The sequence below is a fragment of the Streptomyces albicerus genome, from assembly GCF_008905045.1.
Lineage (GTDB): Bacteria > Actinomycetota > Actinomycetes > Streptomycetales > Streptomycetaceae > Streptomyces > Streptomyces albicerus.
In genome coordinates, this window is sequence record NZ_VWMY01000116.1 from 1 (window position 1) to 22,049 (window position 22,049).

General features: G+C 70.4%; 18 protein-coding genes. 9 read left to right on the plus strand and 9 right to left on the minus strand.

Features of this window, described 5'->3' with window-relative positions; translation table 11 throughout:
* Window positions 1–74 precede the first annotated feature (74 nt).
* From GAS53_RS51125 to GAS53_RS51135, 3 genes are all read right to left on the minus strand, one after another.
* Window positions 75–1,304: a DUF5667 domain-containing protein gene (locus GAS53_RS51125; RefSeq protein ID WP_151484691.1), complete on the minus strand. Its 1,230-nt coding sequence runs from the start codon at window positions 1,302–1,304 to the stop codon at window positions 75–77.
* A gap of 286 nt (window positions 1,305–1,590) precedes the next feature.
* Window positions 1,591–2,370, minus strand: a complete 780-nt coding sequence (locus GAS53_RS51130; protein ID WP_151484692.1) for an ECF subfamily RNA polymerase sigma factor, BldN family — start codon at window positions 2,368–2,370, stop codon at window positions 1,591–1,593.
* A 361-nt stretch (window positions 2,371–2,731) separates the two neighbouring features.
* Window positions 2,732–3,670, minus strand: coding sequence for an HAD family hydrolase (locus GAS53_RS51135; protein ID WP_151484693.1), 939 nt, complete (start codon window positions 3,668–3,670; stop codon window positions 2,732–2,734).
* A 174-nt stretch (window positions 3,671–3,844) separates the two neighbouring features.
* On the opposite strand from GAS53_RS51135, the gene GAS53_RS51140 reads away from it, so the two are divergent.
* The 5 genes from GAS53_RS51140 (at window position 3,845) to GAS53_RS51160 (ending at window position 9,745) form a co-directional block, all read left to right on the plus strand.
* The gene (locus GAS53_RS51140; RefSeq protein ID WP_192583671.1) at window positions 3,845–4,144 is read left to right on the plus strand and encodes a glutaredoxin family protein; all 300 of its coding nucleotides are present in this window, start codon (window positions 3,845–3,847) and stop codon (window positions 4,142–4,144) included.
* Between the two features lie 342 nt (window positions 4,145–4,486).
* Window positions 4,487–5,260, plus strand: coding sequence for a redox-sensing transcriptional repressor Rex (locus tag GAS53_RS51145; protein ID WP_151484695.1), 774 nt, complete (start codon window positions 4,487–4,489; stop codon window positions 5,258–5,260).
* Window positions 5,257–7,098: a glutamyl-tRNA reductase gene (locus tag GAS53_RS51150; protein WP_151484696.1), complete on the plus strand. Its 1,842-nt coding sequence runs from the start codon at window positions 5,257–5,259 to the stop codon at window positions 7,096–7,098. The genes GAS53_RS51145 and GAS53_RS51150 overlap by 4 nt, the downstream gene beginning before the upstream one ends.
* The gene (gene hemC, locus GAS53_RS51155; RefSeq protein WP_151484697.1) at window positions 7,095–8,060 is read left to right on the plus strand and encodes a hydroxymethylbilane synthase; all 966 of its coding nucleotides are present in this window, start codon (window positions 7,095–7,097) and stop codon (window positions 8,058–8,060) included. The genes GAS53_RS51150 and hemC overlap by 4 nt, the downstream gene beginning before the upstream one ends.
* Window positions 8,057–9,745, plus strand: a complete 1,689-nt coding sequence (locus GAS53_RS51160; protein WP_151484698.1) for a bifunctional uroporphyrinogen-III C-methyltransferase/uroporphyrinogen-III synthase — start codon at window positions 8,057–8,059, stop codon at window positions 9,743–9,745. Before hemC ends, GAS53_RS51160 begins: the two co-directional genes overlap by 4 nt.
* Before the next feature lie 294 nt (window positions 9,746–10,039).
* Here GAS53_RS51160 and GAS53_RS51165 read toward each other — a convergent pair whose 3' ends face one another.
* Window positions 10,040–11,428 carry an FAD-binding oxidoreductase gene (locus GAS53_RS51165; RefSeq protein ID WP_151484699.1) on the minus strand — a complete coding sequence of 463 codons (1,389 nt, stop codon included), beginning with the start codon at window positions 11,426–11,428 and terminating at the stop codon, window positions 10,040–10,042.
* 189 nt (window positions 11,429–11,617) lie between these two features.
* Here GAS53_RS51165 and hemB point away from each other — a divergent pair, with 189 nt between their 5' ends.
* The gene (gene hemB, locus GAS53_RS51170; protein ID WP_151484700.1) at window positions 11,618–12,610 is read left to right on the plus strand and encodes a porphobilinogen synthase; all 993 of its coding nucleotides are present in this window, start codon (window positions 11,618–11,620) and stop codon (window positions 12,608–12,610) included.
* Window positions 12,611–12,678: 68 nt separating this feature from the next.
* Here hemB and GAS53_RS51175 read toward each other — a convergent pair whose 3' ends face one another.
* Together GAS53_RS51175 and GAS53_RS51180 are read right to left on the minus strand one after the other, a co-directional pair.
* Window positions 12,679–13,560 (minus strand): NAD(P)-dependent oxidoreductase, encoded by an 882-nt coding sequence (locus GAS53_RS51175; RefSeq protein WP_151484701.1) that lies wholly within the window; start codon window positions 13,558–13,560, stop codon window positions 12,679–12,681.
* Between the two features lie 110 nt (window positions 13,561–13,670).
* The gene (locus tag GAS53_RS51180) at window positions 13,671–14,396 is read right to left on the minus strand and encodes a DUF4232 domain-containing protein (RefSeq protein ID WP_151484702.1); all 726 of its coding nucleotides are present in this window, start codon (window positions 14,394–14,396) and stop codon (window positions 13,671–13,673) included.
* A 216-nt stretch (window positions 14,397–14,612) separates the two neighbouring features.
* On the opposite strand from GAS53_RS51180, the gene GAS53_RS51185 reads away from it, so the two are divergent.
* Entirely contained in the window at window positions 14,613–16,079 is a 1,467-nt protein-coding gene (locus GAS53_RS51185) for a helix-turn-helix domain-containing protein (protein WP_151484703.1), read from the plus strand.
* Between the two features lie 169 nt (window positions 16,080–16,248).
* On the plus strand, window positions 16,249–17,151 hold the full coding sequence (locus tag GAS53_RS51190) for an SAM-dependent methyltransferase (RefSeq protein WP_151484704.1): 903 nt from the start codon (window positions 16,249–16,251) through the stop codon (window positions 17,149–17,151).
* A gap of 32 nt (window positions 17,152–17,183) precedes the next feature.
* Here GAS53_RS51190 and GAS53_RS51195 read toward each other — a convergent pair whose 3' ends face one another.
* Together GAS53_RS51195 and GAS53_RS51200 are read right to left on the minus strand one after the other, a co-directional pair.
* On the minus strand, window positions 17,184–17,975 hold the full coding sequence (locus GAS53_RS51195) for a DUF4253 domain-containing protein (protein WP_151484705.1): 792 nt from the start codon (window positions 17,973–17,975) through the stop codon (window positions 17,184–17,186).
* A gap of 135 nt (window positions 17,976–18,110) precedes the next feature.
* Complete coding sequence (locus GAS53_RS51200) at window positions 18,111–19,037, minus strand: phosphotransferase family protein (protein ID WP_151484706.1); 927 nt, start codon at window positions 19,035–19,037, stop codon at window positions 18,111–18,113.
* A 223-nt stretch (window positions 19,038–19,260) separates the two neighbouring features.
* Between GAS53_RS51200 and GAS53_RS51205 the strand changes: the two genes are divergently transcribed.
* Window positions 19,261–20,112 carry a hypothetical protein gene (locus GAS53_RS51205; protein ID WP_225859638.1) on the plus strand — a complete coding sequence of 284 codons (852 nt, stop codon included), beginning with the start codon at window positions 19,261–19,263 and terminating at the stop codon, window positions 20,110–20,112.
* Here GAS53_RS51205 and argS read toward each other — a convergent pair.
* Entirely contained in the window at window positions 20,090–21,871 is a 1,782-nt protein-coding gene (gene argS / locus GAS53_RS51210; RefSeq protein WP_151484708.1) for an arginine--tRNA ligase, read from the minus strand. The two genes, GAS53_RS51205 and argS, sit on opposite strands and share 23 nt — an antisense overlap.
* Between the last annotated feature and the right edge of the window lie 178 nt (window positions 21,872–22,049).

The window sequence follows — 22,049 nt, forward strand, 5'->3', positions numbered from 1 at the left end:
CTGAAAGCGTGTGTGTACGTCGGTGGGGGCGCCCCTTTTCAAAAGGGGCGCCCCCACCGACGTATCCGAAGAACCTAGTTCGCGTCCTCGCCGTCGATTTCCAGGCCGGGTAGCAGGCCTGGGAGCAGGGGTGGCAGGGTCACGTCCGGGCCGGCCGGTGGGGTGTTCTTGCCGGACGGGGTGGTGCTGGTGTCGTCCTGGGGCGGGTCCAGGAGGCCGCCCGTGCTGCCGCCCAGCAGGCCGTCGTCCTCGGTCTCGGAGGTGGTGGACGGCTTGGGGTTGCCACTGCCGGAGCCGGTGCCGTCGGAGGAGCCGCCAGGGGTGCTGGGAGCGGTCGGGCGGTCCTTGCCGGACGTGCCGGTGGAGTCCGAGCTTGCGCCCCGGTGGCGGCCCGTGCCTTCCGGGGAGGGCGGCTGCGGCAGCAGTGAGCGCAGCGGGTCGACCTCATCGTCTATGGCGTCGAAGACCGAGCTGACCTGGCGGCTGACGTCGCCGAGTTGTACGGGCAGCCGGTCGCGCAGGGCGCCCCAGGCGTCGCGGTGCGACTGGGAGAAGGCGGAGAGGGCCTGGATGGGGCCCAGGGAGTTCGGGTCCCGCTCGTAGGCCTCGTGCAGCAGGCGATGCCCCTCCGAGGCGTCGTGCTGCATGCCGGACAGTGCGCGCCGGACCTCGCCCAGGGACTCGTGGTTCAGGGGGCCCGAGCGGCCGCGCTCCATCAGGCGGCGCGCCTCGCTCAGCCGGGTGGAGGCCTGGTCGAGGTAGAGCCGGCCGCGATCGCTGTCGCCGTCGGCCATCCCCAGCTTGAGGTCCTCCATGCCGCGCTTCAGCCCGTAGAGCGAGTCACCGGGCAGGGCGTCGGAACTGGCAGCCGCGACACCGCTGAAGGCTCCGGCGGCCACGCCGACGGTGAGCCCGCCCGCGGCGAGCCCCTTCGACAGCCGGGAACGCGGCCGCAGTTTCCCCAGCCCGCTCGCCCGGTGCGCGCCCCGGCCCTGCTGAGAACGCTGCTCGGGCAGCGAAGGGTCTGCCGCCTCGCCTCCCGCGGCCGTGCCCTCCATGAGCATGGCCTCCATCGCGGCCACCAGCTGGGCCCGCTGGACGACCTTGACCTCGGGGTCCAGCTCCGGTTTGGGCAGCTCGCCGAGGCCGGTCGCCAGGGACAGCATCCGGCTCTGCTCGGACCGGTCCGCAGCGGCCGGAGCTGGTCCCTCGGACTGCTCGGCCGCCGTGCCCCGGTCGGACTGCTCCTCCAGGGCCTGGGCGAAGGCGTTCGCCCGCCGGTGCGCCGATACGTTCGCGATCACTGGCGGCACCTCCTCTCGTCATGACGGTCGACTCCCCAGGGGGTCCTGAGGGTTGCACCTCCTGACCAAAACCACACGATCGAGGGATCGAAGACGGCCAGGGTGTGACCACAGGGAGCCTGTATCCCGCACAACGAGCGGCTCGGCACTTGGGTTACGGACGACGGATGATCGGACCGCGAAGTCAACGGACTTTCACGGACGGTGAGTTGGGCATCGCTGAGCGTATGCGGTCATACGGAGTCGTACGGAGGTGTGGCGGGCCGGGCCCGCCCTGTACGGGGTCTCAGCGGGCGTCTTCCGGGAGGAGCCGGGCCAGGGTGCGCACCGCCCGGTACTGGAGGGTCTTGATCGCGCCCTCGTTCTTGCCCATCACGCGGGCGGTCTCGGCGACCGAGAGGCCCTGGAGGAATCGCAGGGTCACGCACTCCTGCTGCTGGGGGTTGAGGCGGCGTACGGCGTCCAGCAGCGCCGCGTTCGACAGGGACTCCAGGACGGAGTCCTCGGGGGAGCGCTCGACCTCGTTGGCGTCGAGCATCTCGCCGGTGGTCACTTCGAGCCGGAAGCGGCTCGACTTGAAGTGGTCCGCGACGAGGTTGCGGGCGATGGTGACCAGCCAGGCGCCGAAGTCACGGCCCTGCCAGGTGAACGTGCCGATGCGGCGCAGGGCGCGCAGGAACGTCTCGCTCGTCAGGTCCTCCGCGGTCGCCTTTCCGCCGACGCGGTAGTAGATGTAGCGGTACACGGTGTCGCTGTACTGGTCGTAGAGCCGACCGAAGGCCTCGGACTCGCCGGCCTGTGCGCGCTCCACGAGATCCATCATCCGGGCGCTGTCACTGTCTGCGGCCGGGCGGCGTGCGGTAGTGGTGGCCGACGCGCTCGAACGTCCCCGTCTGCCTACCGCCGCGCTGCCGTCCGCCAGTGCGTAGCACGGGCCGACGGGCGCGACGGAGACAGCGAGGGCGGGGACGGCGTACGCGGTGGGGACGAAGCCGCGCAAGCGGTCGAGGACCGTTGCGCGCAGCGTAGCCAGGCCCGAGGCGTCAACCCCGACGTGTGGGTACACGGGACTCCCAGAGGCAGAGCTTCCATCACGTGCAGTACCGGACCATTCACTCGTCGTAGCGAAGAGTGGGGCCCGTCATGCGTCTGAGGAGAATAACGCTTCGTACAGGCAGTGCTACACCCAGTTGCCTCAAATCATCGATTACGTCGCTTCTGTTACCGAACGACGCCTGATCAAGTGCCGGACAGTGACCGGTTGTTGATCGGTTTGGACGTGTTGCGTCTGAGTACAGGGCGTGTTGTGGCCGTGTGCCGTTAACGGGACTGGCGGGGGCCGTGTACGGGTAAGACAGCACGGTTGCCCGCATGTCTGTCCGGCGCGCCGCCGCTCGGCGGGTGTTCGAGGGGTACCGGCGGCCGGGTCAGCGACGGCGGCGGTGCAGGGCGATCGCGGCCGCCGTGCCGCCCGCGACCGCGCCGACGCCGGCCGCCGCGGGGATCCCGACCTTCGCGGCCTTGCGGCCCGTGCGGTAGTCACGCAGCCGCCAGTCGAGGGTGCGGGCGTGCTTGCGGAGCTTGGTGTCCGGGTTGATCGCGTACGGGTGCCCGACGAGCGAGAGCATCGGGATGTCGTTGTGGGAGTCGCTGTACGCGGCGCAGCGGCCGAGGTCCAGGCCCTCCGCCGCCGCCAGCGCGCGCACCGCCTCCGCCTTGGCGGGGCCGTGCAGGGGTTCGCCGACGAGCCTGCCCGTGTAGACGCCGTCGATCGACTCGGCGACCGTGCCGAGCGCGCCGGTCAGGCCCAGGCGGCGGGCGATCACCGTGGCGATCTCGACGGGTGCCGCCGTGACCAGCCACACCTTCTGGCCCGCGTCCAGGTGGGCCTCGGCGAGCGCGCGGGTGCCGGGCCAGATGCGCTCGGCCATGTACTCGTCGTAGATCTCCTCGCCGATCGACATCAGCTCGGAGACGCGGTGGCCCTTGACGATGGACAGCGCGGAGTCGCGGGCGTCCTGCATGTGCTCTGGGTCCTCGACGCCGGCCAGCCGGAACCAGGCCTGCTGCCACGCGAAGCGGTAGAGGTCGCGGGTCTCGAAGAACTTCCGCTTGTAGAGGCCGCGGCCGAAGTGGAACAGCGCGGCGCCCTGCATCACGGTGTTGTCGAGGTCGAAGAACGCGGCGGCCTTGTCGTCACCGACCACCGGGAACTCCGGTTCGGTGCCTTCGGGCGCGGCTTCGTGCGCGAGCTCCTCCAGCTCCTGGGAGGACTTGCGCGCTGCCTCCGCCGAGGCCTCGCCTGCCAACACGCTCCGCGCGGTGGCGGAGCGCCTACGGGGAGTGAGCCATCCGAGAGCGGCCATGGCGTGAGCATAGCCAGTTTGTTCGGTGCTTCCGGAGTCGGGAGGTTTGGAGGCTGTGAACTCTCCGCGACCGTGTCGTTAAAGAACTCATCCCGGTGGCGCGTCGCGAGGTGTGCGACGAGGGGTGAGACGTAAAGGCGGTGGGGGGTTCGCGGGGCGCGCGGCGGAGCGAGAATGGCTCGTATGAGTCCCATCTTCCGGCGCACCGGCCGCCGCACGGAGAGCAAGGCGCCGCGGGAGCGGCTGGTCACGCTGATCGGCAAGCCCGACTGTCATCTGTGCGAGGACGCACAGGAGGTGGTCGAGAAGGTCTGCGGCGATCTCGGAGTCCCCTGGGAGAAGAAGGACATCACCCAGGACGAGGAGCTGCACCGTGAGTACTGGGAGCAGATCCCGGTGGTGCTGGTGGACGGGGCACAGCACACGTTCTGGCGTGTGGACGGGGAACGGCTGCGGCGGGCGCTGACGGAGTAGCCGACGCGGCGGAGTAATAGAACCGCGGTGGAGTAATAGAACCGTGGCCTGACCGAGGCGTCCTGGGAGGCCGGAAAGTCACTTAGGATCGAGGGCGGTTCGGACCCGGGGGGCGGGGATCGTAGAGGAGTGTGTGCGGCTTTGCCCCCATCAAGTGACGAACGAAGGTGCGTGTGCGCCGGTTCCATACGGGCGCGCCAGGGGTGCGTGACCCCGGTCACGTTGGCCGGGCAAATCGGACACCATCTTTGTGCACGCGTTCACAAAGACATAGCCTGCTTTCGACGGGGCGGTCTAGGTACGTGTGACCGCCTGCAGCCCCGCGCTACCCGCAGGAGCACCGTGGCAACTGGCCGAACTCACCGACCGGCGACCCGCAGCCGAGGGATTCCCGAGGCCACCGTCGCCAGGCTTCCGCTGTACCTCCGAGCCCTCACCGCTCTGTCGGAGCGCTCGGTACCCACGGTCTCCTCCGAGGAGCTCGCGGCCGCGGCGGGGGTCAACTCCGCGAAGCTGCGCAAGGACTTCTCGTACCTCGGGTCGTACGGGACGCGCGGTGTGGGCTACGACGTCGAGTACCTCGTCTACCAGATCTCCCGCGAGCTGGGCCTCACCCAGGACTGGCCGGTTGTGATCGTCGGTATCGGTAACCTCGGCGCGGCGCTGGCCAACTACGGCGGGTTCGCCTCGCGTGGCTTCCGTGTCGCGGCGCTGATAGACGCCGACCCCTCGATGGCCGGGAAGCCCGTCGCCGGGATCCCGGTGCAGCACACCGACGATCTGGAAAAGATCATCGACGACAACGGCGTGTCGATCGGTGTCATCGCGACCCCGGCCGGCGCCGCCCAGCAGGTCTGCGAGCGGCTCGTCGCCGCCGGTGTGACCTCCATCCTGAACTTCGCGCCGACCGTGCTGTCCGTGCCGGACGGCGTCGACGTACGCAAGGTCGATCTCTCCATCGAGCTGCAGATCCTCGCCTTCCACGAGCAGCGCAAGGCCGGCGAGGAGGCCGAGGCGCAGGCCGGTGCCGTGCTCGAGGCCGAGGCCGCCGCCGCGGCGGCGAAGGAGACCGGGAAAGGGCCCGACGGGGATGTCCCCGCCGTGATGCCGGCATGAGTCTCCTCGTCGTCGGGCTGAGCCACCGCAGCGCTCCGGTCAGCGTCCTGGAGCGGGCCGCGCTGCCCGCGGACGGCCAGATCAAGCTGCTCCAGGACACGGTCGCCGCCGAGCCGGCCACCGAGGCCGCGGTGCTCGCCACCTGCAACCGGATCGAGCTGTACGCCGACGTGGACAAGTTCCACGCGGGTGTCGCCGAGCTCTCCACGCTGCTCGCGCAGCACAGCGGGGTCGGACTGGACGAGCTCACCCCCTATCTGTACGTGCACTACGAGGACCGGGCCGTTCACCATCTGTTCTCGGTGGCGTGCGGGCTCGATTCGATGGTGATCGGCGAGGGGCAGATCCTCGGGCAGATCAAGGACGCGCTCGCCACCTCGCAGGAGCTGCACACGGCCGGGCGGCTGACGAACGACCTGTTCCAGCAGGCGCTGCGGGTCGGCAAGCGGGCGCACTCCGAGACCGGCATCGACCGGGCCGGGCAGTCCCTGGTGACCTTCGGTCTGGAGCAGCTGTCGTCCGGTGCGCCGGTCGAGGACTGGGCCAGGGGCAAGCGGGCCCTCGTGATCGGCGCGGGCTCGATGTCCTCGCTCGCCGCGGCGACGCTCGCGCGCGCCGGGGTGGCCGAAGTGGTCGTCGCCAACCGGACGTTCGACCGGGCCGAGCGGCTCGCTCAGATCCTGAACGAGCAGGGCGAGACGGCCGTGCCGGCCCGCGCGGTACCGATGGACGCGGTGCCGGACGAGCTGACACGTGCCGATGTCGCGGTGTCCTGCACCGGAGCGACCGGGCTGGTCCTGACGGCTGACGTGGTGGCCGAGGCGGTCGAGGGACGGACCGCGACCGTGGTGCCCCCGGCGGGTCCGGGCGCCGGCTCCGGTCGCGCGGGTGCCGGCTCCGGTCGTACGGGCGCCGCGGGTGCCGTACGAGAAGACGCCGGGGCCGGGTTGCCGCCCACGAGTGTCGGCAGCGACGAGAACTGCCCGCTCGATCTTTCCGCCGTGCAGCGCACCGCCGGGTTCTCCGTGCAGGGCGAGGCCGCCGTGGCCGGGATGGCCGCGGCTGAGCTGGAGCAGCACGCGGCCTGGGTGGACAAGGGCGCGGTGGCCGCCGGATCCGTCGCGGCGCCCGAGACGCCGGCCGGCTTCGCCGGGGTGCTCGACCCCGCCGCCGAGGCCGAGGCGATCGCCGCCCTCGCCGCTGTCGCGGCCACCGTCGGGCGGGTGCCCGAGCGGCGCAGGCCCGAGCCCGTCGCCGAAGTGCCCCGGCCCACTCCTGTGCTCTCGTTGCTCGACCTCGCCATGCCCCGTGACATCGACGCGGCCGTGCACCGGCTGCTCGGGGTGCGGCTGGTGGACATCGAGTCCCTCGCCGAGGCGTCCGCCGACGTGCCCATGGCCTCCGACGTGGACCAGGTGCGGCGGATCGTCTCCGACGAGGTCGCCGCCTTCGGTGCCGCTCAGCGGGCCGCGCACATCACGCCGACCGTCGTGGCCCTGCGGACGATGGCCGCCGACGTCGTCGCGAGCGAGATCGCCCGGCTCGACGGGCGGCTGCCCGGCCTGGACGAGAAGCAGCGCGGCGAGATCACCCAGGCCGTGCGACGTGTCGTGGACAAGCTGCTGCACGCGCCGACCGTACGGGTCAAGCAGCTGGCCGCCGAGCCCGGCGGTGCCGGGTACGCGGACGCGCTGCGGACCCTTTTCGACCTGGACCCCGAGACGGTCGCCGCCGTCTCGCGGGCCGACGACAGCAAGAACGACGCCAGTAGTCATGCCGACAGCGAGAATGTCGGCAGCAAGAACTTCGAGAGCGCCGAGAACCGAGGGCGAGCATGACTGAGCACGCACCACCACTGAGACTCGGGACCAGGCGGAGCAAGCTCGCCATGGCCCAGTCCGGGCAGGTGGCGGACGCCGTGAGGCAGGTGACCGGGCGGCCCGTCGCGCTCGTGGAGATCACGACCTACGGGGACACGTCCCGCGAGCAGCTCGCGCAGATCGGCGGCACGGGCGTCTTCGTGACCGCCCTGCGCGACGCGGTGCTGCGCGGCGAGGTCGACTTCGCCGTGCACTCCCTCAAGGACCTGCCGACCACGCAGCCCGACGACCTGGTGCTGGCCGCCGTGCCGGTGCGCGAGGACCCGCGCGATGTGCTGATCGCCCGCGACGGGCTCACCTTCGCGCAACTGCCCGACGGGGCGCGGGTCGGCACCGGCTCGCCGCGTCGCATGGCCCAGTTGAACGCGTACGCGCGGGACCACGGGATGACGATAGAGACCGTTCCGATCCGTGGGAACGTCGACACCCGGATCGGGTACGTGCGCAAGGGCGAGCTCGATGGTGTGGTGCTCGCCGCCGCCGGAATGAAGCGGATCGGACGGATCGAGGAAGTGACCGACTTCCTGCCCGTCGACACTGTTTTGCCCGCCCCCGGCCAGGGGGCCCTCGCGATCGAGTGTGCCGCGGACAACGCGGACCTCGTCGCCGCGCTCGCCGAGCTCGACGACCCGTTCACCCGGGCCGCCGTGACCGCCGAGCGGTCCCTGCTCGCCGCCCTGGAGGCCGGCTGCAGTGCACCTGTGGGTGCGCTCGCCGACCTTCTGGCCGACGGGCAGATTGTCAAGGAAATGCGCCTGCGCGGCGTCGTCGGCACGACCGACGGCTCGACGCTGGTGCAGTTGTCCACCACCGGTCCCGTGCCCGAGACACATGACCAAGCAATGGCGCTCGGCCGTGAACTCGCCGCCGAGATGCTTGCCAAGGGCGCGGCCGGTCTGATGGGGGAGCGAGCACATTGAGCCCCACCACCCTTCCCGCCGGCCTCGAACACGGGCACGTCACCTTCCTCGGTGCCGGACCCGGGGATCCGGGACTGCTGACTCTGCGCGCCGTGGAGGCGCTGGCGAACGCGGATGTCCTGGTCGCCGAACCCGAAGTGCTCGACGTCGTCCGCACGCACGCCAGACGAAACGTCACCGTGCTCGACACCGATGCCGGTCCGAGCCCGGACACGCCTCAGCTAACGGTGGTTGACGGTGCGTCAACGACCTCTGGCGTCCCCGCGTCGAAGGACGCGGCCAATATTGTCATGGAGGCCGCGCGGGGTGGCAGGCGGGTCGTCCGTGCCGTCTCGGGCGACCCCGGGCTCGACGCGTACGCCGCCGATGAGATGCTCGCCTGCGCCGCCGCGGGGGTGCCGTTCGAGGTCGTGCCCGGTGTCGCCGCCGTTGTCGGTGTGCCTGCTTATGCCGGTGTGCCGCTGCGGGACGCCCAAGGTGCGGACGTGCGGTTCGTGGACGCCCGTACGGCGTCCGGGCGTTGCTGGACCGAGGTCGGGGCGTCGGACGGGACCGTGGTCGTTTCGGCGACTCTCGACACCGTGGGGGCCGCGGCCGGGGAGCTGGTGGCTGCCGGGCGCAAGCCCGATACGCCGATGACGGTGACGGTGGCCGGTACGACGACGCGGCAGCGGACCTGGTCCGCGACGCTCGGGACCATCGCGCAGACGCTGAAGCAGGCCAAGGTGCTGCCCTCGCCGGAGGGCGGGCGGCCCGTGATAGCCGTGGTCGGTGAGCGTTCCGCCGCCGCCCAGCGCGACCAGTTGTCGTGGTTCGAGTCCAAGCCGCTGTTCGGCTGGAAGGTGCTCGTGCCGCGTACGAAGGAGCAGGCGGCGTCGCTTTCCGACCAGCTGCGGTCGTACGGGGCCGTGCCGCACGAGGTGCCGACGATCGCTGTCGAGCCGCCGCGGACGCCTCAGCAGATGGAGCGGGCCGTGAAGGGGCTCGTGACCGGGCGGTACGAGTGGATCGCCTTCACGTCGGTGAACGCGGTCAAGGCCGTGCGGGAGAAGTTCGAGGAGTACGGGCTCGATGCGCGGGCCTTTGCCGGGATCAAGGTCGCGGCGGTGGGGGAGCAGACTGCCAAGGCGTTGGTCGCGTTTGGTGTGAAGCCTGATCTGGTGCCGAGTGGTGAGCAGTCGGCTGCTGGGTTGTTGGAGGACTGGCCGCCCTACGATCCGGTGTTCGACCCCATCGACCGGGTTTTCCTGCCTCGTGCCGATATTGCTACGGAGACTCTGGTTGCCGGGCTGATCGAGCTGGGCTGGGAGGTTGACGACGTGACGGCCTATCGGACCGTGCGGGCGTCGCCGCCGCCGGCCGAGACGCGGGAGGCCATCAAGGGCGGTGGGTTCGACGCGGTTCTGTTCACGTCGTCCTCCACGGTTCGGAATCTGGTGGGTATCGCCGGTAAGCCGCACAACGTGACTGTGATCGCGTGTATTGGGCCTGCTACGGCCAAGACCGCCGAGGAGCATGGGCTGCGGGTCGATGTCATGGCTCCGGAGCCATCTGTGCACAAGCTTGCCGAGGCGCTTGCGGAGTTCGGGTTGCGGCGGCGGGCTGCGGCTGTTGAGGCTGGGGATCCTGTTACTCGGCCCAGTGAGCGGCGGCCGGGGTCTCGGCGGCGGCGTAGCACGACGTAGGCGGCGCGGCGGTGGCACGCCCCCGGGCCCGCGCATCGGGTCGTCGTGGGTCGGGGCCGTGCCGGTACGTCGAGTCCGCCACCACTGGGTATCCGGCTGTGGTTTTGGAGCGTGGGGTTTCCTGGAGGAGCCCTACGTGGCGGACTGCGACGTACCGGCACGGCCCCTCCCGTGCGATGGCGACTGCGGGTGCCTTGTGCCTTGTGTGTTGTGCGTTGTCGTGGATGGCGACTGCGGGTGCGGGCGCGGGGAAGATGGGCCCGCAGGTGATGTGCGGGTCCTCCAGCGGAGCGCTCATGCTGGGGTTACCGTGTGGCCGAAGCGGAGCAGGTTTGCTGGGTCGTAGGTGGACTTGGTTCGGCGTAGGCGGTTGTAGACCTCGGGGGTCCAGGCGCGGGCTCGGTCTGATTCGGTGCCCGGTTTGCCGTGGATGTTGACCATGGTGCGGCCTGTGCCGTACGGGGCCATGGCCGTGTGCAGGGCTGCCGTGGCGCGCTCGACCGCCTCGGCTGTTTCTGGGCTGGACAGGACTGCGACCGTTTCCAGGAAGTAGGACGCGTCGCGGGCGCAGACCGCGTCCTCGGTGGGGGTGGGGCGGGCCAGTGCGCCGCCCATGTGGCGGAGTTCGACGATCAGGAGGGGGCAGTCGGGGACTGTCGGGCCGACCTCGTCGAGGAAGGTGCGGATGGCTTCGGGGGGCAGGTCTCGTAGCAGGGCGCAGGACTCTCTTGCGGGGAGGGGGTCCTGGGGTTCCGAGAAGATCTCGTCCACGGCCGTGAAGTCCATCTCCGCCACCGTGTCGACCACCGTTGGTGCTGCGGAGCGGATGGGTTCCAGTAGGCGTTCGCCCTCCGTTGTGTCGCCGGTCCAGGCTATTGCCACTCGGGACCAGAAGCCGCCGCGCAGGGGTTCGGGGATCGACGGGAGTGGGGGCAGGCGTAGGAGCGTGAATGCCGTGCACATCTCGGGTGGCAGGGTGGGAGTCCAGTCCGCGTAGGTGCGCAGGAGGGTTTCCGCGTCCTCGCCCCGGTAGTAGATCGCGCCGCCGAGGATGCGGGAGAGCGGGAGCAGGTCACTGACCAGTGACGTCACGATGCCTACGTTGCCCTTGCCGCCGCGCAGGGCCCAGAACAGGTCCGGTTCGTGGTCGGCGTCCGTCTCGCGCAGGGTGCCGTCGGGTGTGACCACCTGGAGGGAGCGGACCAGGTCGGAGGCGTATCCGTAGGTACGGCCGAGTACGGGGAGGCCGCCGCCCAGTGTGTAGCCGATCACGCCCGCGTCTGTGGATGTGCCGCAGAGTGCGGCCAGGCCGTGTGGTGCGGCCGCCTCCAGGACGTGGCGCCACTTCGCTCCGGCGGCGATCGTCGCGGTGCGCTCGGCCGGGTCGATCGTCACGTCGGTCATGCGGGTGGTCGTGATCAGCAGGCCGCTTTCGATGGGGAAGTTCGCTCCGTGGCCGGTGGCCTGGACGGCTACGGGAGTGTTGGTGGCCGAGGCCCAGCGCATCGCGGTCACGATGTCGTCGGTGCCGGTTGCCCCTACTGCCAGGTCGGGCGTGTGGGTCGGGGAGAGGTTGAAGCCGGTCACCTCGTCGGCGTAGCCCTCGTCGCCGGGGCGTAGGACCGGGCCTCGGATGTCGGAGAGGGCGAAGAGGTCGGGGGTGTTGTGGTGCATGGTGGTCATCGCGTCCTCCTCTGGCGCGTGCCGGTTGCGCGACGGAGGGACGGCGGCGGTTCTGGGGGAGGAAGAGAAGAAGGCCGTCGGGTCCTTTTCCACCAGCTTGGACCCGTGGCGGGCTGGTCGCATGCGGAGCCCGTTTGCGCCGACGCTGCGTCGGCAAAGGGGTGCCTGGGACGGGCGTAGCGTAGGTGCATGACGAAGTACGGATCCTTCCCCGGTACGCGGCCGCGGCGGCTGCGTACGTCGCCTGTGATGCGGCGCATGGTCGCCGAGACGCGGCTGCACCCCGCCGACTTCATCCTCCCCGCCTTCGTGCGCGAGGGTGTCGCCGAGCCCGTGCCGATCTCGGCGATGCCGGGCGTCGTGCAGCACACCCGGGAGAGTCTGAAGAAGGCGGCCGCTGAGGCTGTGGCGGCCGGGATCTCCGGGATCATGTTGTTCGGTGTGCCGGAGGAGTCGAAGAAGGACGCGCTGGGGACTCCGGGCACCGATCCGGATGGGATCCTGCAGGTCGCCATTCGTGATGTGCGGGCCGAGGTCGGCGACGAGCTGCTCGTGATGTCCGATCTGTGTCTTGATGAGACCACTGATCATGGCCATTGTGGGGTGCTCGATGATCAGGGGCGGGTCGACAATGACGCCACCCTTGAGCGGTATGCCGAGATGGCTCAGGTGCAGGCCGACGCCGGGGCCCATGTGGTGGGGCCCAGCGGGATGATGGACGGTCAGATCGGCGTCGTTCGCGATGCCCTTGATCAGATCGGGCGGGAGGATGTGGCGATTCTGGCGTACACCGCCAAGTACTCGTCCGCCTTCTACGGGCCCTTCCGGGAGGCTGTCGCCTCGTCGTTGAAGGGGGACCGGAAGACCTATCAGCAGGATCCGGCGAATGTCCGGGAGTCGCTGAGGGAGTTGGCCCTCGATCTGGAGGAAGGGGCCGACATGGTGATGGTGAAGCCCGCCGGGCCCTACCTCGACATCCTGGCGCGCGTCGCGGACTCCGTGGACGTGCCCGTCGCCGCCTACCAGATCTCCGGTGAGTACTCGATGATCGAGGCCGCCGCCGAGAAGGGCTGGGTCGACCGGGACCGGGCGATTCTGGAGACGCTGACCGGGATCAAGCGGGCCGGCGCGCAGAACATCCTCACGTACTGGGCGACCGAGGTGGCGCAGAAGCTGCGCTGAGGGTGTGCCGGAGGAGGAGGGTGGGTTCGGGTCGGTGCGCTTCCTCTCTCGTCGGCGGCTGTGAGCCGTCAGGTCCTGAGCAGCTCCACCAGGCGTGAGAGGCCGTCGTCCGCGTGGCCCTCGGCTATCGCACGGTCCAGCAACTGACGCATCGGGTCGAAGAGTTCGGTGCGTACGCCCTGGTCGGTGAAGGTGGCCAGGAGGTTCGGGAACGCCGCCTGGTTGACGGCCAGGCTGGACACGTCGGTCAGGTGGTGGCCGCTGTCGACGGCCCGTGCCGTACCGGGGACCAGGCCGTTCGTCATGGCGTTCAGCCAGTCGGTGAGCAGCGGGGCGAACTCCTCGGCGCCGATGCCCTGCGAGCGGATCAGGGCGAAGGACTGGGCCACGCCCATCACCATGCCGTACATCCCCGTCAGCAGGGACAGGTCGTAGAGCGCCGCGAGACCCGGGTCCGTGCCCGTCCAGCGGGTGCCGCCCAGGGCCGCGAGAGTCGGGCGGTGGGTCTCGTACGCCTGCTGGTCGCCGCTGTAGAGGATGTACGCGGCGGGGGTGGCGATCATCTGCGGTACGGCCATGATGCCGCCGTCGATGTACGGGATGCCGTGCTCCTCCGCCCAGGACGCGAACTTCCTTGCCTGGAGCGGCGTTCCGTTGGTGACGTTCACCAGAGTGCGGCCCGCGAGAGCTGTGGTGTGCGGGTGGAGGAGTTCGGTCACGTCGTCGTACGTCGTGAGGCAGACGAGGGTCAGAGGGCTCGCCGCGACGGCTTCGGCCGGGGTGTCGGCGGGGGTCGCTCCCTGGGCCGTCAGCGGGCCCGTCTTGGACTTGGTGCGGTTCCAGACCGTCGTGGGGTGGCCGGCCTTCAGGAGCGCGGTCGCGAGGGCCGATCCCATGAGGCCCAGGCCGAGGACGGTGACAGGGGTCTGTGACGAGTTGTGGGGTGCCATGACGACCATGCTGGCCAGGGACTCAACTCGCCACAAGTACCCACTAATTGGTCAGATGCTTACCTTTTGGTGAGTGAGGTGCGTGAGGTGAGTGGCGGGTGCTGGGGTGCTCACCAGGTGAGTGCCTCGTCCATGGTCGACTGCCAGTACGAGACGGCGATCGAGTCGTCCACGTACACGCCCTTGGCGGGGAGCGACGGGTTGGACGCGGCTCCCTCGTCCGTGTTGAGGAAGACCGTGAGCGACTTGGCCGTGTAGCCGTTGGAGCCGCTGCCGTCCGCCGCCGCGAGGCGCACACCCGCGTAGCCCGACTCGCCGGGCGCCAGCGTGACGACCGCCTGCGGCTTGGAGTCCTCGAAGGCCGGCGGGACCGACTGGGCCTCGCCGAAGCGGACGGCCGGGTAGCCGGTCAGGTCGCAGTTCTTCGAGCCGGTGTTGGTGACGGTGAGGAGGAGGTGGTTCAGGGGGCGGGAGACCACGGTGGCGGTCGTACGGACGTCGGCGCAGGGGGTGAGGGTGGAGGCCGAGTCCTTGCCCTTGTCCTTCGAGCCGGTGGAACCTGTGGAGCCCGAGGAGTCCTGCGAGCCCGTGGAGCCCGTTGTGCCGCCCGTCGAGCCCTTGGAGCCCTGGGACGTCGAGCCCGCCGGGTCGGCCTGGCCCGCGCCCTTGGACGTGCCCTCGCTCGTCTTCGGAGCGGGCGTGGGCGACGACGCGGCTCCCGCCGACGGGCCCTCGTCGCGGACGCCCTCTCCGTTGTTGCACGCGGTCAGCGTCAGCGTGGCGACCGTGATCACGGCGGCGGCGAGCATACGGGTGCGGGTGGTGCGTGCGGACATGAGTGATCCCCCTGATGCGGTACGGGTGTTGGTACGGGCCGCTCGACCGGGTGCCGGGAGCGGCGTGCTTGGATGGCCCAAGCTTGTGCGGCAATCCGTCCCGGCCGCCACACCTGCCGGGATTTCCGGGACGCTGGAACGCCTGCAACGGCTCTGACCTGGGGGAATGACCTCCCCCTGGAATGCGGATCCGGGACGTGAGGAGAGGGAGGAACGGTGGCGGGGGACGAGTTCTCGGACCTGTTGAGGCAGTTGAAGGAGCGGTCCGGGCTCAGTTACGGGGTGCTCGGGAAGCGGCTCCACACGAGTACGTCCACGCTCCACCGGTACGTCAACGGGGATGCCGTGCCGACGGACTACGCGCCCGTCGAGCGGTTCGCGCGGGTGTGCAGGGCGACGCCCGAGGAACTGGTGGAGCTGCATCGGCGGTGGATCCTCGCGGATGCGCGGCGGGGGCAGAAGGCGGGCGGGAACGAAGGCGAGGGCGAGGGCGAGGGCGAGAGCGCGGGCGGGGGCTCGGCTGAGGCGGACCTGAGATCGGCTCCGACTCCGACTCCGACTCAGGCTCCGGCTCCGACGCCGGGGCCGGAGTCGGACGCCCGGCCCGACGTGGTTGCTGGAGTGGCGGCTGTGGCTGGAGGTGATGCCGGGTCCAGGGCCGGGGCGGAGATCGACGCCGACGCCGACGCCGACGCCGACGCCGACGCCGGGGCCTCAGGCGATGCCGAGGTCGAGCGCGGGGACCTGCTCGAGGCGCCCGTGGCCCGGCGGCGGCGTACCGTCGTCCTCGCCGGTGCCGCCGTGGCTGCCGCCGTCGTGTCGGCCGCGCTCGTGGTGAACCTCGTGCCGGGCAGGGGCGGCGATGACGACCAGGGCGGGAAGCAGTCCGTGGGGGCCGGCGCCGAGTCCGTCGACGAGAGCCCCGGTGCAGGGAAGTCCGCCGGCGCGAAGGACAGGTCGGCCTCGCCGTCCGCCTCGCGCAGTGGCAGTCCCACGGCGTCCGCCTCAGCCTCCGCCTCGCGAAGTGGTGGGGCCGGAGCGGCCCAGGACGCCGGAGCCGAGGACGGGGCCGCCGCGCCCACCGTCGCCGTCAACCCGTACAAGTGGGACGGACCGTGCAGCCAGCACTACCTGGTCAATCAGAAGCCCGAGCAGGTGCCTCCGCCTCCGGGTGAGCCGGACGCGCGCGGGTGGGTCAGCGCGCTCGGCGGGGTCGCCGGCGGGCAGCAGATGCTCGCGCTGACCGTGCAGGGCACCGGGAAGGCCACCGTCGTCCTGGACGACCTGCACGTACGGGTGGTGGAGAAGAGCGCGCCGCTCGCCTGGAACGACTTCGCGATGGGCGTCGGCTGCGGTGGCGGCGTGGACACCGCCTCGTTCGGCGTGAACCTCGACGCCGGGCGGCCCGAGACCTCGCCCAAGGCCGGGCAGCGCGACTTCCCGTACAGCGTGAGCGAGTCCGACCCCGAGGTCTTCTACGTCTTCGCGGACGCCCGGACGCACAACGTGAGCTGGTACCTGGAGCTCGACTGGTCCAGCGGCGACAAGAAGGGCACCGTCATTGTCAACGACAAGGGCAAGCCCTTCCGGACTAGCGGGAACGTGGGGCGGCCGGCGTACAACCAACCGCTCGGCGACTCCGAATGGCGGCGGGACGAGTGGGAGCCCGACATTCCCGGCTGAGCGCCCGGCCTTCCCGGCCGCCGGGCAGGCCGGTCTTCCCGGCTGGGCGGTCGGCAAACCCGGCTGGCAGGATCCCTGTCACCGGATCTCGGGGTGAGGGCACTATCAAGTCACCCTGAGAGTTAGGTTGTTGCCCGTTGAATGACGCGACTCTCCAGGGAGAGGCTCTATGCCCGGTGATGCTCTCAGCCAGGACCCCGCCGAGCTGAGAAGGAGGATCGACACCACCAAGGCGCACCCGGCACGCGTCTACGACGTTTTCCTCGGGGGCAAGGACAACTACCCGGTGGACCGGGCCGCGGCCGCCGCGGCGCTCTCGGCCAACCCGCGCGGCTACCTCGACGTCCGGCACAACCGCGACTTCCTGCGCCGGGCTGTCACCCAGTTGGCGACGGAGTACGGCATCCGGCAGTACCTCGACATCGGCACCGGTCTGCCGACCGCGGAAAACGTCCACCAGATCGCCCAGCGGATCATCCCCGAGTCGCGGGTCGTGTACGTCGATCACGACCCGGTGGTGCTGGCGCACGCGCGCGCTCTGCTGACCAGCGGTCCTGAGGGCCGTACCGACTACATCGACGCCGATCTGCGCAACCCCGAGCAGATACTCGAACAGGCCAGGAAGACCCTCGACTTCGACGAGCCGATCGCGCTCGTACTCGTGGCCCTCCTGCACTTCGTCGAAGACGAGGACGCCTATTCGGTCGTACGCGAACTGGCGGAGATGCTGCCGTCCGGCAGTCACCTTGTGATCAGCCACATCACCGAGGACCTCAACCCCGAGAAGATCCGCGCGGTCCAGCGGACGTACACCGAGCGCGGGTTCACGTTTGTGCTGCGGTCCAAGGAGGAGGTTGAGCGGTTCTTCACGGAGACCCCCGGCATCGAGCTGGAGGAGCCTGGTGTCGTCCCCGTCCACCACTGGCTCCCGAGTCCGGCGCCCGCCCCCGAGGCCGTCGACGCGGCGTACTTCGAGACCCTCGACGACATCGAGAAGATCCACTACCGGGACATCAACGACGTCACGGACGCCGACATCAACGTGTACGGGGCGGTCGGGCGCAAGGCCTGAAGTCCTGGCTCAGTCCCACCGGAACGACCAGCTCAGTCCCACCAGAACTGCCAGGCGTGTGCGCCGAGCACCTCGCGCTCGGCGTACGCCCGCAGGGAGCCGTGGCTGCTCTGGTCGATGTTGTCCGGGCAGAAAGCGTAGTGCTCGGCGGCGATCGCCTCCGCCTCGGCCAGGGTCCGGGGCGGGGCCGCGACGGAGACGACCAGCTCGTCGAAGGTGAGCGCCACGACCCGTATGCCGAAGCGGTCCTCCCACGAACGGAGGACCGCGCACAGCGGCGCCACGTCGTTCGTGAGGTTGACCGAGCCGCACCAGCCGATGGCGGCCGGGATGTCCGCGCTGCGGCGGGCCGGGACGAGGGCGAGCCGCGGCTCCTTCAGCCAACCGGTGCCGCCGACAAGAGAGTCGGTGACCTCGGCCGCCCGCGCATCCGGGTCGGCGGCCGGCGGGCCCGCGGTGGCGAGGCCCGGCCAGTCGGAGTCCTCCTGCGCGCTGTCCTCCCAGAGCTCCGCGAGCACCTCTTCCGCGTCGTGGTCGCCCGGATACGAGGCGAGGTCCGGGTCCAACTCCCATTTGTCCGGGTGGGGTTCGCTGTGGGCGCGGCCGCCGATCAGGACCGGGTGGAGGCCGGCCGTGCGGCGCGCGGACGTCAGACGCAGCCAGTCGCCCGGCGCCGCCGGAGCGTCGGCGCGCCACAGCAGCGGTTCGCCCCAGGAGCCCTCGATCGTCGTGTCGAGCAGGGTCCCGGGCGGGAGGTCGAGACCGAGCGAGCGGCCGGTCGGGTCGGCCGCCAGCATCGGCAGCTGGTTCGGAAGAGTCGCCATGTCCGTGACTGTAGGGCCCGCCACTGACAACGGCTCAACAGCCCGTGCACAGGCTCGACGACGGCCCGTGCGCCGGCTCGCCAGCAGCCCCTGCGGCGGCTGATCACCAGCCCCTCCCGGCCCCTGCAAGGCCCCTCAGTCCGTGCCGAACCACGTCTCCGCGAGCGAGTCCAGCGTCGGCTCCGGCGGCTTGGGCAGCGCGTCCAGGTACGCGGGCAGATTGCTGTAGACGTGCAGCAGCATGTACGCCATCAGCGTGCGCGGGTCGAACGGCGGCCGCCCGTACGCCTCGTAGAACCGCTTGAGCAGCCGGGGCTCGCCGCACGACATGAACAGGCCGACGCTCACGAAGTCGTATGCCGGGTCGCCGATCATCGCCGGCTCGAAGTCGAACAGGCCCGTCAGGCGCCAGCCGTCCGGATCCACGGTCAGATGGTGGCGCATGAACTCCGTGTGCAGCAGCACGCGTCGCGGCGGGGCGGCCAGCGGCACCGAGCGCAGGAACCAGGGGATCTGCTCCAGCCACTGCTCCGACAAGCCGGCCTCGCGCTGCTGCTCGACCGCGTTCGCCCGCTGTGCCTCGACGAACATGCCCCACTCGGACGGGCCGACGGAGCGCGCGAGCGGCGCGGGGTTCAGCGAGTGCAGCGCCGCGAGGATCTCGCCGGCCTCGGTGACGATACGGTCCTGCTCGGCGGCCGGAATCCGCGGCCAGGCCTCCGAGAGGCTCTCGCCCGGCAGCCGGGACATCAGGACGAAGGACCAGCCGTTCTTGTACGCGCCCGCCGAGTACAACTGCGGTGTCGGAACGGGCAGTTTGCCGTACAGATGGCTCAGTACCCGCTCCTCGCGCATCGCGTCCAGCTTCTCGAAGGCGGGGAACAGCTTCACCACGTGCGCGGCGCCGACGGAGTACACCGGCAGCGAACCCTCGTAGTAGCGGATCAGCGGCTTCACGGCGACCCCGAGTCGCTCGCACAGATCGACCAGGGCGGGCCGCAGCAAGGCCTCGTCCCGCACCATCTCGGCCAGCTCCTCGCCGGTCTCAACGAGTGGCAGCATGACTGGTCAACACCATCCAGACGGCCGGAGTGACGGAGAAGGGCAGTGCAGTGCTCATTGCGCTCCCAGTGCGGTCCAACAGGGCTCTGGATTCCCCGGAGTTGGGGTTTGCGCCCCGCAGCATCGCATACTTCGGGGTCCGCTCGGGCAGCTCAACCTTTGGCCATACACGTACGGATTGCCAGGTCGGGCGGGGAGAGGACAGAGGCATATGCGGGGCGGGGTGCGACGGCGAGGGGCGGCCGCGTTGGCCGGCGCGATGGTGGGGGCGGTGCTCCTCGCGACACCGGGCGAGGCCGCCGTCGGACCGGAGAGCGGAAGCGTCGTGGAGGGCGGCCGGGCGGGAACGGCGCCGCCCGATCCGGCCCCTGGAGGCCCGCAGCGGCCGTACGAGCCGGATGTCCCGGGGCCCGCCAACATCGATGCCCTCAGCGGTGAAATCACCCGGGACGGCGGCACCGGCAAGGGCGTGCTGGTCGGCTTCGACCGGAGCAGCCGTGCCGAACCGGCGGGTCCGCCCGCCGCGCCCCGGCGCTTCGTCTTCCTCTTCGACCGGAAACTCGCCTTCCGGCCCGACGCCTTCCCGACCTGCGCCCGCAAGGTCGCCGAGGCGGGCGGACCGGAGGCCTGCCCGGGCGATTCACAGGTCGGCCGCGGCACCAGCCACCTCTATCCCGAAGGCACCGCTGACGTGTACGCCTTCAACACCCTTCACCCGAACGGGACAAGGGGTGCCCTGGTTGTCATACCGGCGAACGGCACCATCCTGGAGCTGACTTGGGAGAAAGTCACGGCTCCCTACCGTCGGCTCGGCTACCGCTGGGCCCTCGACGAGATCGTGCCGCCGAGTGCCGTACCGCCCGAACAGCGCGTCGGAACAAGGCGGTTCGAGCTGACCTGGGGCGCCACGCGCCGCGTCGGCGACCGGACCGTCAGCTTCGCTTGGACCTCGGCGCAGCCCGGTGACGGGCTGCGCCTCGGCCTGTGGAGCGAGTTCGTCACCGGGCAGGTGGTGCTTCCGCAGACGCGTACGGAACTGCCGCCCGCGGCGGTCAGAGGCGCTCGGGCGTCCTGATGCCGAGCAGGGCCATGCCCTGGTGCAGCGTGCGGGCCGTCAGGTCGACGAGGAACAGCCGGTTCTCGACGACCTCCTTCGGGTTCGCGTCGCTCAGCACCTGGCACTGGTCGTAGAACGTCGTCAGGTGCGAGGCCAGCTGGTACAGGTACGCGGCCAGCTTGTGCGGCTCGTACCCCGCCGCCACGTCCAGGAGCAGCTCGCCGAACTGGTCCAGATGCAGGCCCAGCGCGCGCTCCGCCGGCGCCAGCGCGAGCTCCGGGTGGGCCAGCGGACGCGCGTCCCCGGCCTTGCGGAGGATCGACTGGATACGGGCGTACGCGTACTGGAGGTACACGCTCGTGTCGCCGTTCAGCGACACCATCTGGTCCAGGTCGAACTTGTAGTCCCGTACGGCCGACGTGGACAGGTCCGCGTACTTCACGGCGCCGACCCCGACGTACCGGCCGTTCTCGACGATCTCCTCCTCGGACAGGCCCACCTTCTCGGCCTTCTCGCGGACCACCGTCGTGGCACGGTCGATCGCCTCGTCGAGCAGGTCGACCAGGCGGACCGTCTCGCCCTCACGGGTCTTGAACGGCTTGCCGTCCTTGCCGAGGACCGTGCCGAAGGCCAGCTGCTCCGCCGACGCGGCGCCCGTGTCGCCGTTCAGCCAGCCCGCCCTGCGCGCGGTCTCGAAGACCATCTTGAAGTGCAGGGACTGGCGGGCGTCGACCACGTACACGAGCGTGTTCGCCTTCAGGTTGAAGACGCGGTCCCTGATCGCCGAGAGGTCCGTCGCCGCATAGCCGTAGCCGCCGTCCGACTTCTTCACGATCAGCGGGACCGGATTGCCGTCCGGGCCCTTGATGTCGTCGAAGAACACGCACAGGGCGCCCTCGGACCACACCGCCACGCCGGCTTCCTCGAGCAGGCGGCACGTCTCGTCCAGCATGTCGTTGTAGCCCGACTCGCCGACGATGTCCGGGTCCCGGATCTCCATGTCCAGCTTCTCGAAGACCGAGAAGAAGTAGATCTTCGACTCGTCCACGAACTTCTGCCAGGTGGCGAGGGTGTGCGGATCGCCGGCCTGGAGGTCGACCACCCTGCGGCGCGCCCGCGTCTTGAACTCCGCGTCGGAGTCGAAGTGCGCGCGTGCGGCCTTGTAGAGGCGGCCGAGGTTCGACATCGCCTCCTCGCCGGTCACCTGGGTGTCCTTGTGGTCCAGCTCGTGCGGGTGCTCGTCCAGATACTGGATGAGCATGCCGAACTGGGTGCCCCAGTCGCCGATGTGATGCCGCCTGACGACCGTCTCGCCGACGAACTCCAGGATCTGCACGATCGCGTCGCCGATCACCGCGGAGCGGAGGTGGCCTACGTGCATCTCCTTCGCCACGTTCGGCTGGGCGTAGTCGATGACCGTCGTGCCCGGGCTCTCCGCGAACGGGACGCCGAGGCGGTCCGCCGGGTCCGTGGCGCGGGCCGCGAGGTTCTCCGTGATCGCCTTGTCCGTGATCGTGATGTTCAGGAAGCCGGGGCCCGAGACCTCGATGTCCTTGATCACGTCACCCGTGACGACCCGCTCGACGACCTGCGTGGCCAGGTCCCTGGGGTTGGCCTTCGCCTTCTTCGCCAGGGCGAGGATTCCGTTGGCCTGGAAGTCCGCCCTGTCGCTGCGTCGCAGCAGCGGGTCCGCGTCCGCGGTCTCCGGCAGGGCTGCCGTGAGCGCGGCCGCTAGGCGCTGGTGGACGGTGGCGGTGAGGGACGTGACCGAGGCCATGGGATGGGTGCCGTTCTCCTCGTGGGTACGGGTGAATGGCCAGTATCCCACGGGGGGTAAAGCGAATTTCCGGGCGAGGGGCAGGGTGGGGTGGGGTGGGCTTGGGCCGGATTCTTTCGCCCCCGCCGCCCCTACCCGTCCCATCCCGGGGGGGGGGGGGGGGGCCCCCCCCCCCCCC

What these genes read in the sequence shown, in the direction of transcription:
- GAS53_RS51135 (WP_151484693.1), bottom strand. Translation starts at nt 3,670, where the DNA reads ATGGCCGCTCTCGGATGGCTCACTCCCCGTAGGCGCTCCGCCACCGCG.
- GAS53_RS51140 (WP_192583671.1), top strand. Translation starts at nt 3,845, where the DNA reads ATGGCTCGTATGAGTCCCATCTTCCGGCGCACCGGCCGCCGCACGGAG.
- GAS53_RS51150 (WP_151484696.1), top strand. Translation starts at nt 5,257, where the DNA reads ATGAGTCTCCTCGTCGTCGGGCTGAGCCACCGCAGCGCTCCGGTCAGC.
- hemC (WP_151484697.1), top strand. Translation starts at nt 7,095, where the DNA reads ATGACTGAGCACGCACCACCACTGAGACTCGGGACCAGGCGGAGCAAG.
- GAS53_RS51165 (WP_151484699.1), bottom strand. Translation starts at nt 11,428, where the DNA reads ATGACCACCATGCACCACAACACCCCCGACCTCTTCGCCCTCTCCGAC.
- hemB (WP_151484700.1), top strand. Translation starts at nt 11,618, where the DNA reads ATGACGAAGTACGGATCCTTCCCCGGTACGCGGCCGCGGCGGCTGCGT.
- GAS53_RS51175 (WP_151484701.1), bottom strand. Translation starts at nt 13,560, where the DNA reads ATGGCACCCCACAACTCGTCACAGACCCCTGTCACCGTCCTCGGCCTG.
- GAS53_RS51180 (WP_151484702.1), bottom strand. Translation starts at nt 14,396, where the DNA reads ATGTCCGCACGCACCACCCGCACCCGTATGCTCGCCGCCGCCGTGATC.
- GAS53_RS51190 (WP_151484704.1), top strand. Translation starts at nt 16,249, where the DNA reads ATGCCCGGTGATGCTCTCAGCCAGGACCCCGCCGAGCTGAGAAGGAGG.
- GAS53_RS51195 (WP_151484705.1), bottom strand. Translation starts at nt 17,975, where the DNA reads ATGGCGACTCTTCCGAACCAGCTGCCGATGCTGGCGGCCGACCCGACC.
- GAS53_RS51200 (WP_151484706.1), bottom strand. Translation starts at nt 19,037, where the DNA reads ATGCTGCCACTCGTTGAGACCGGCGAGGAGCTGGCCGAGATGGTGCGG.
- argS (WP_151484708.1), bottom strand. Translation starts at nt 21,871, where the DNA reads ATGGCCTCGGTCACGTCCCTCACCGCCACCGTCCACCAGCGCCTAGCG.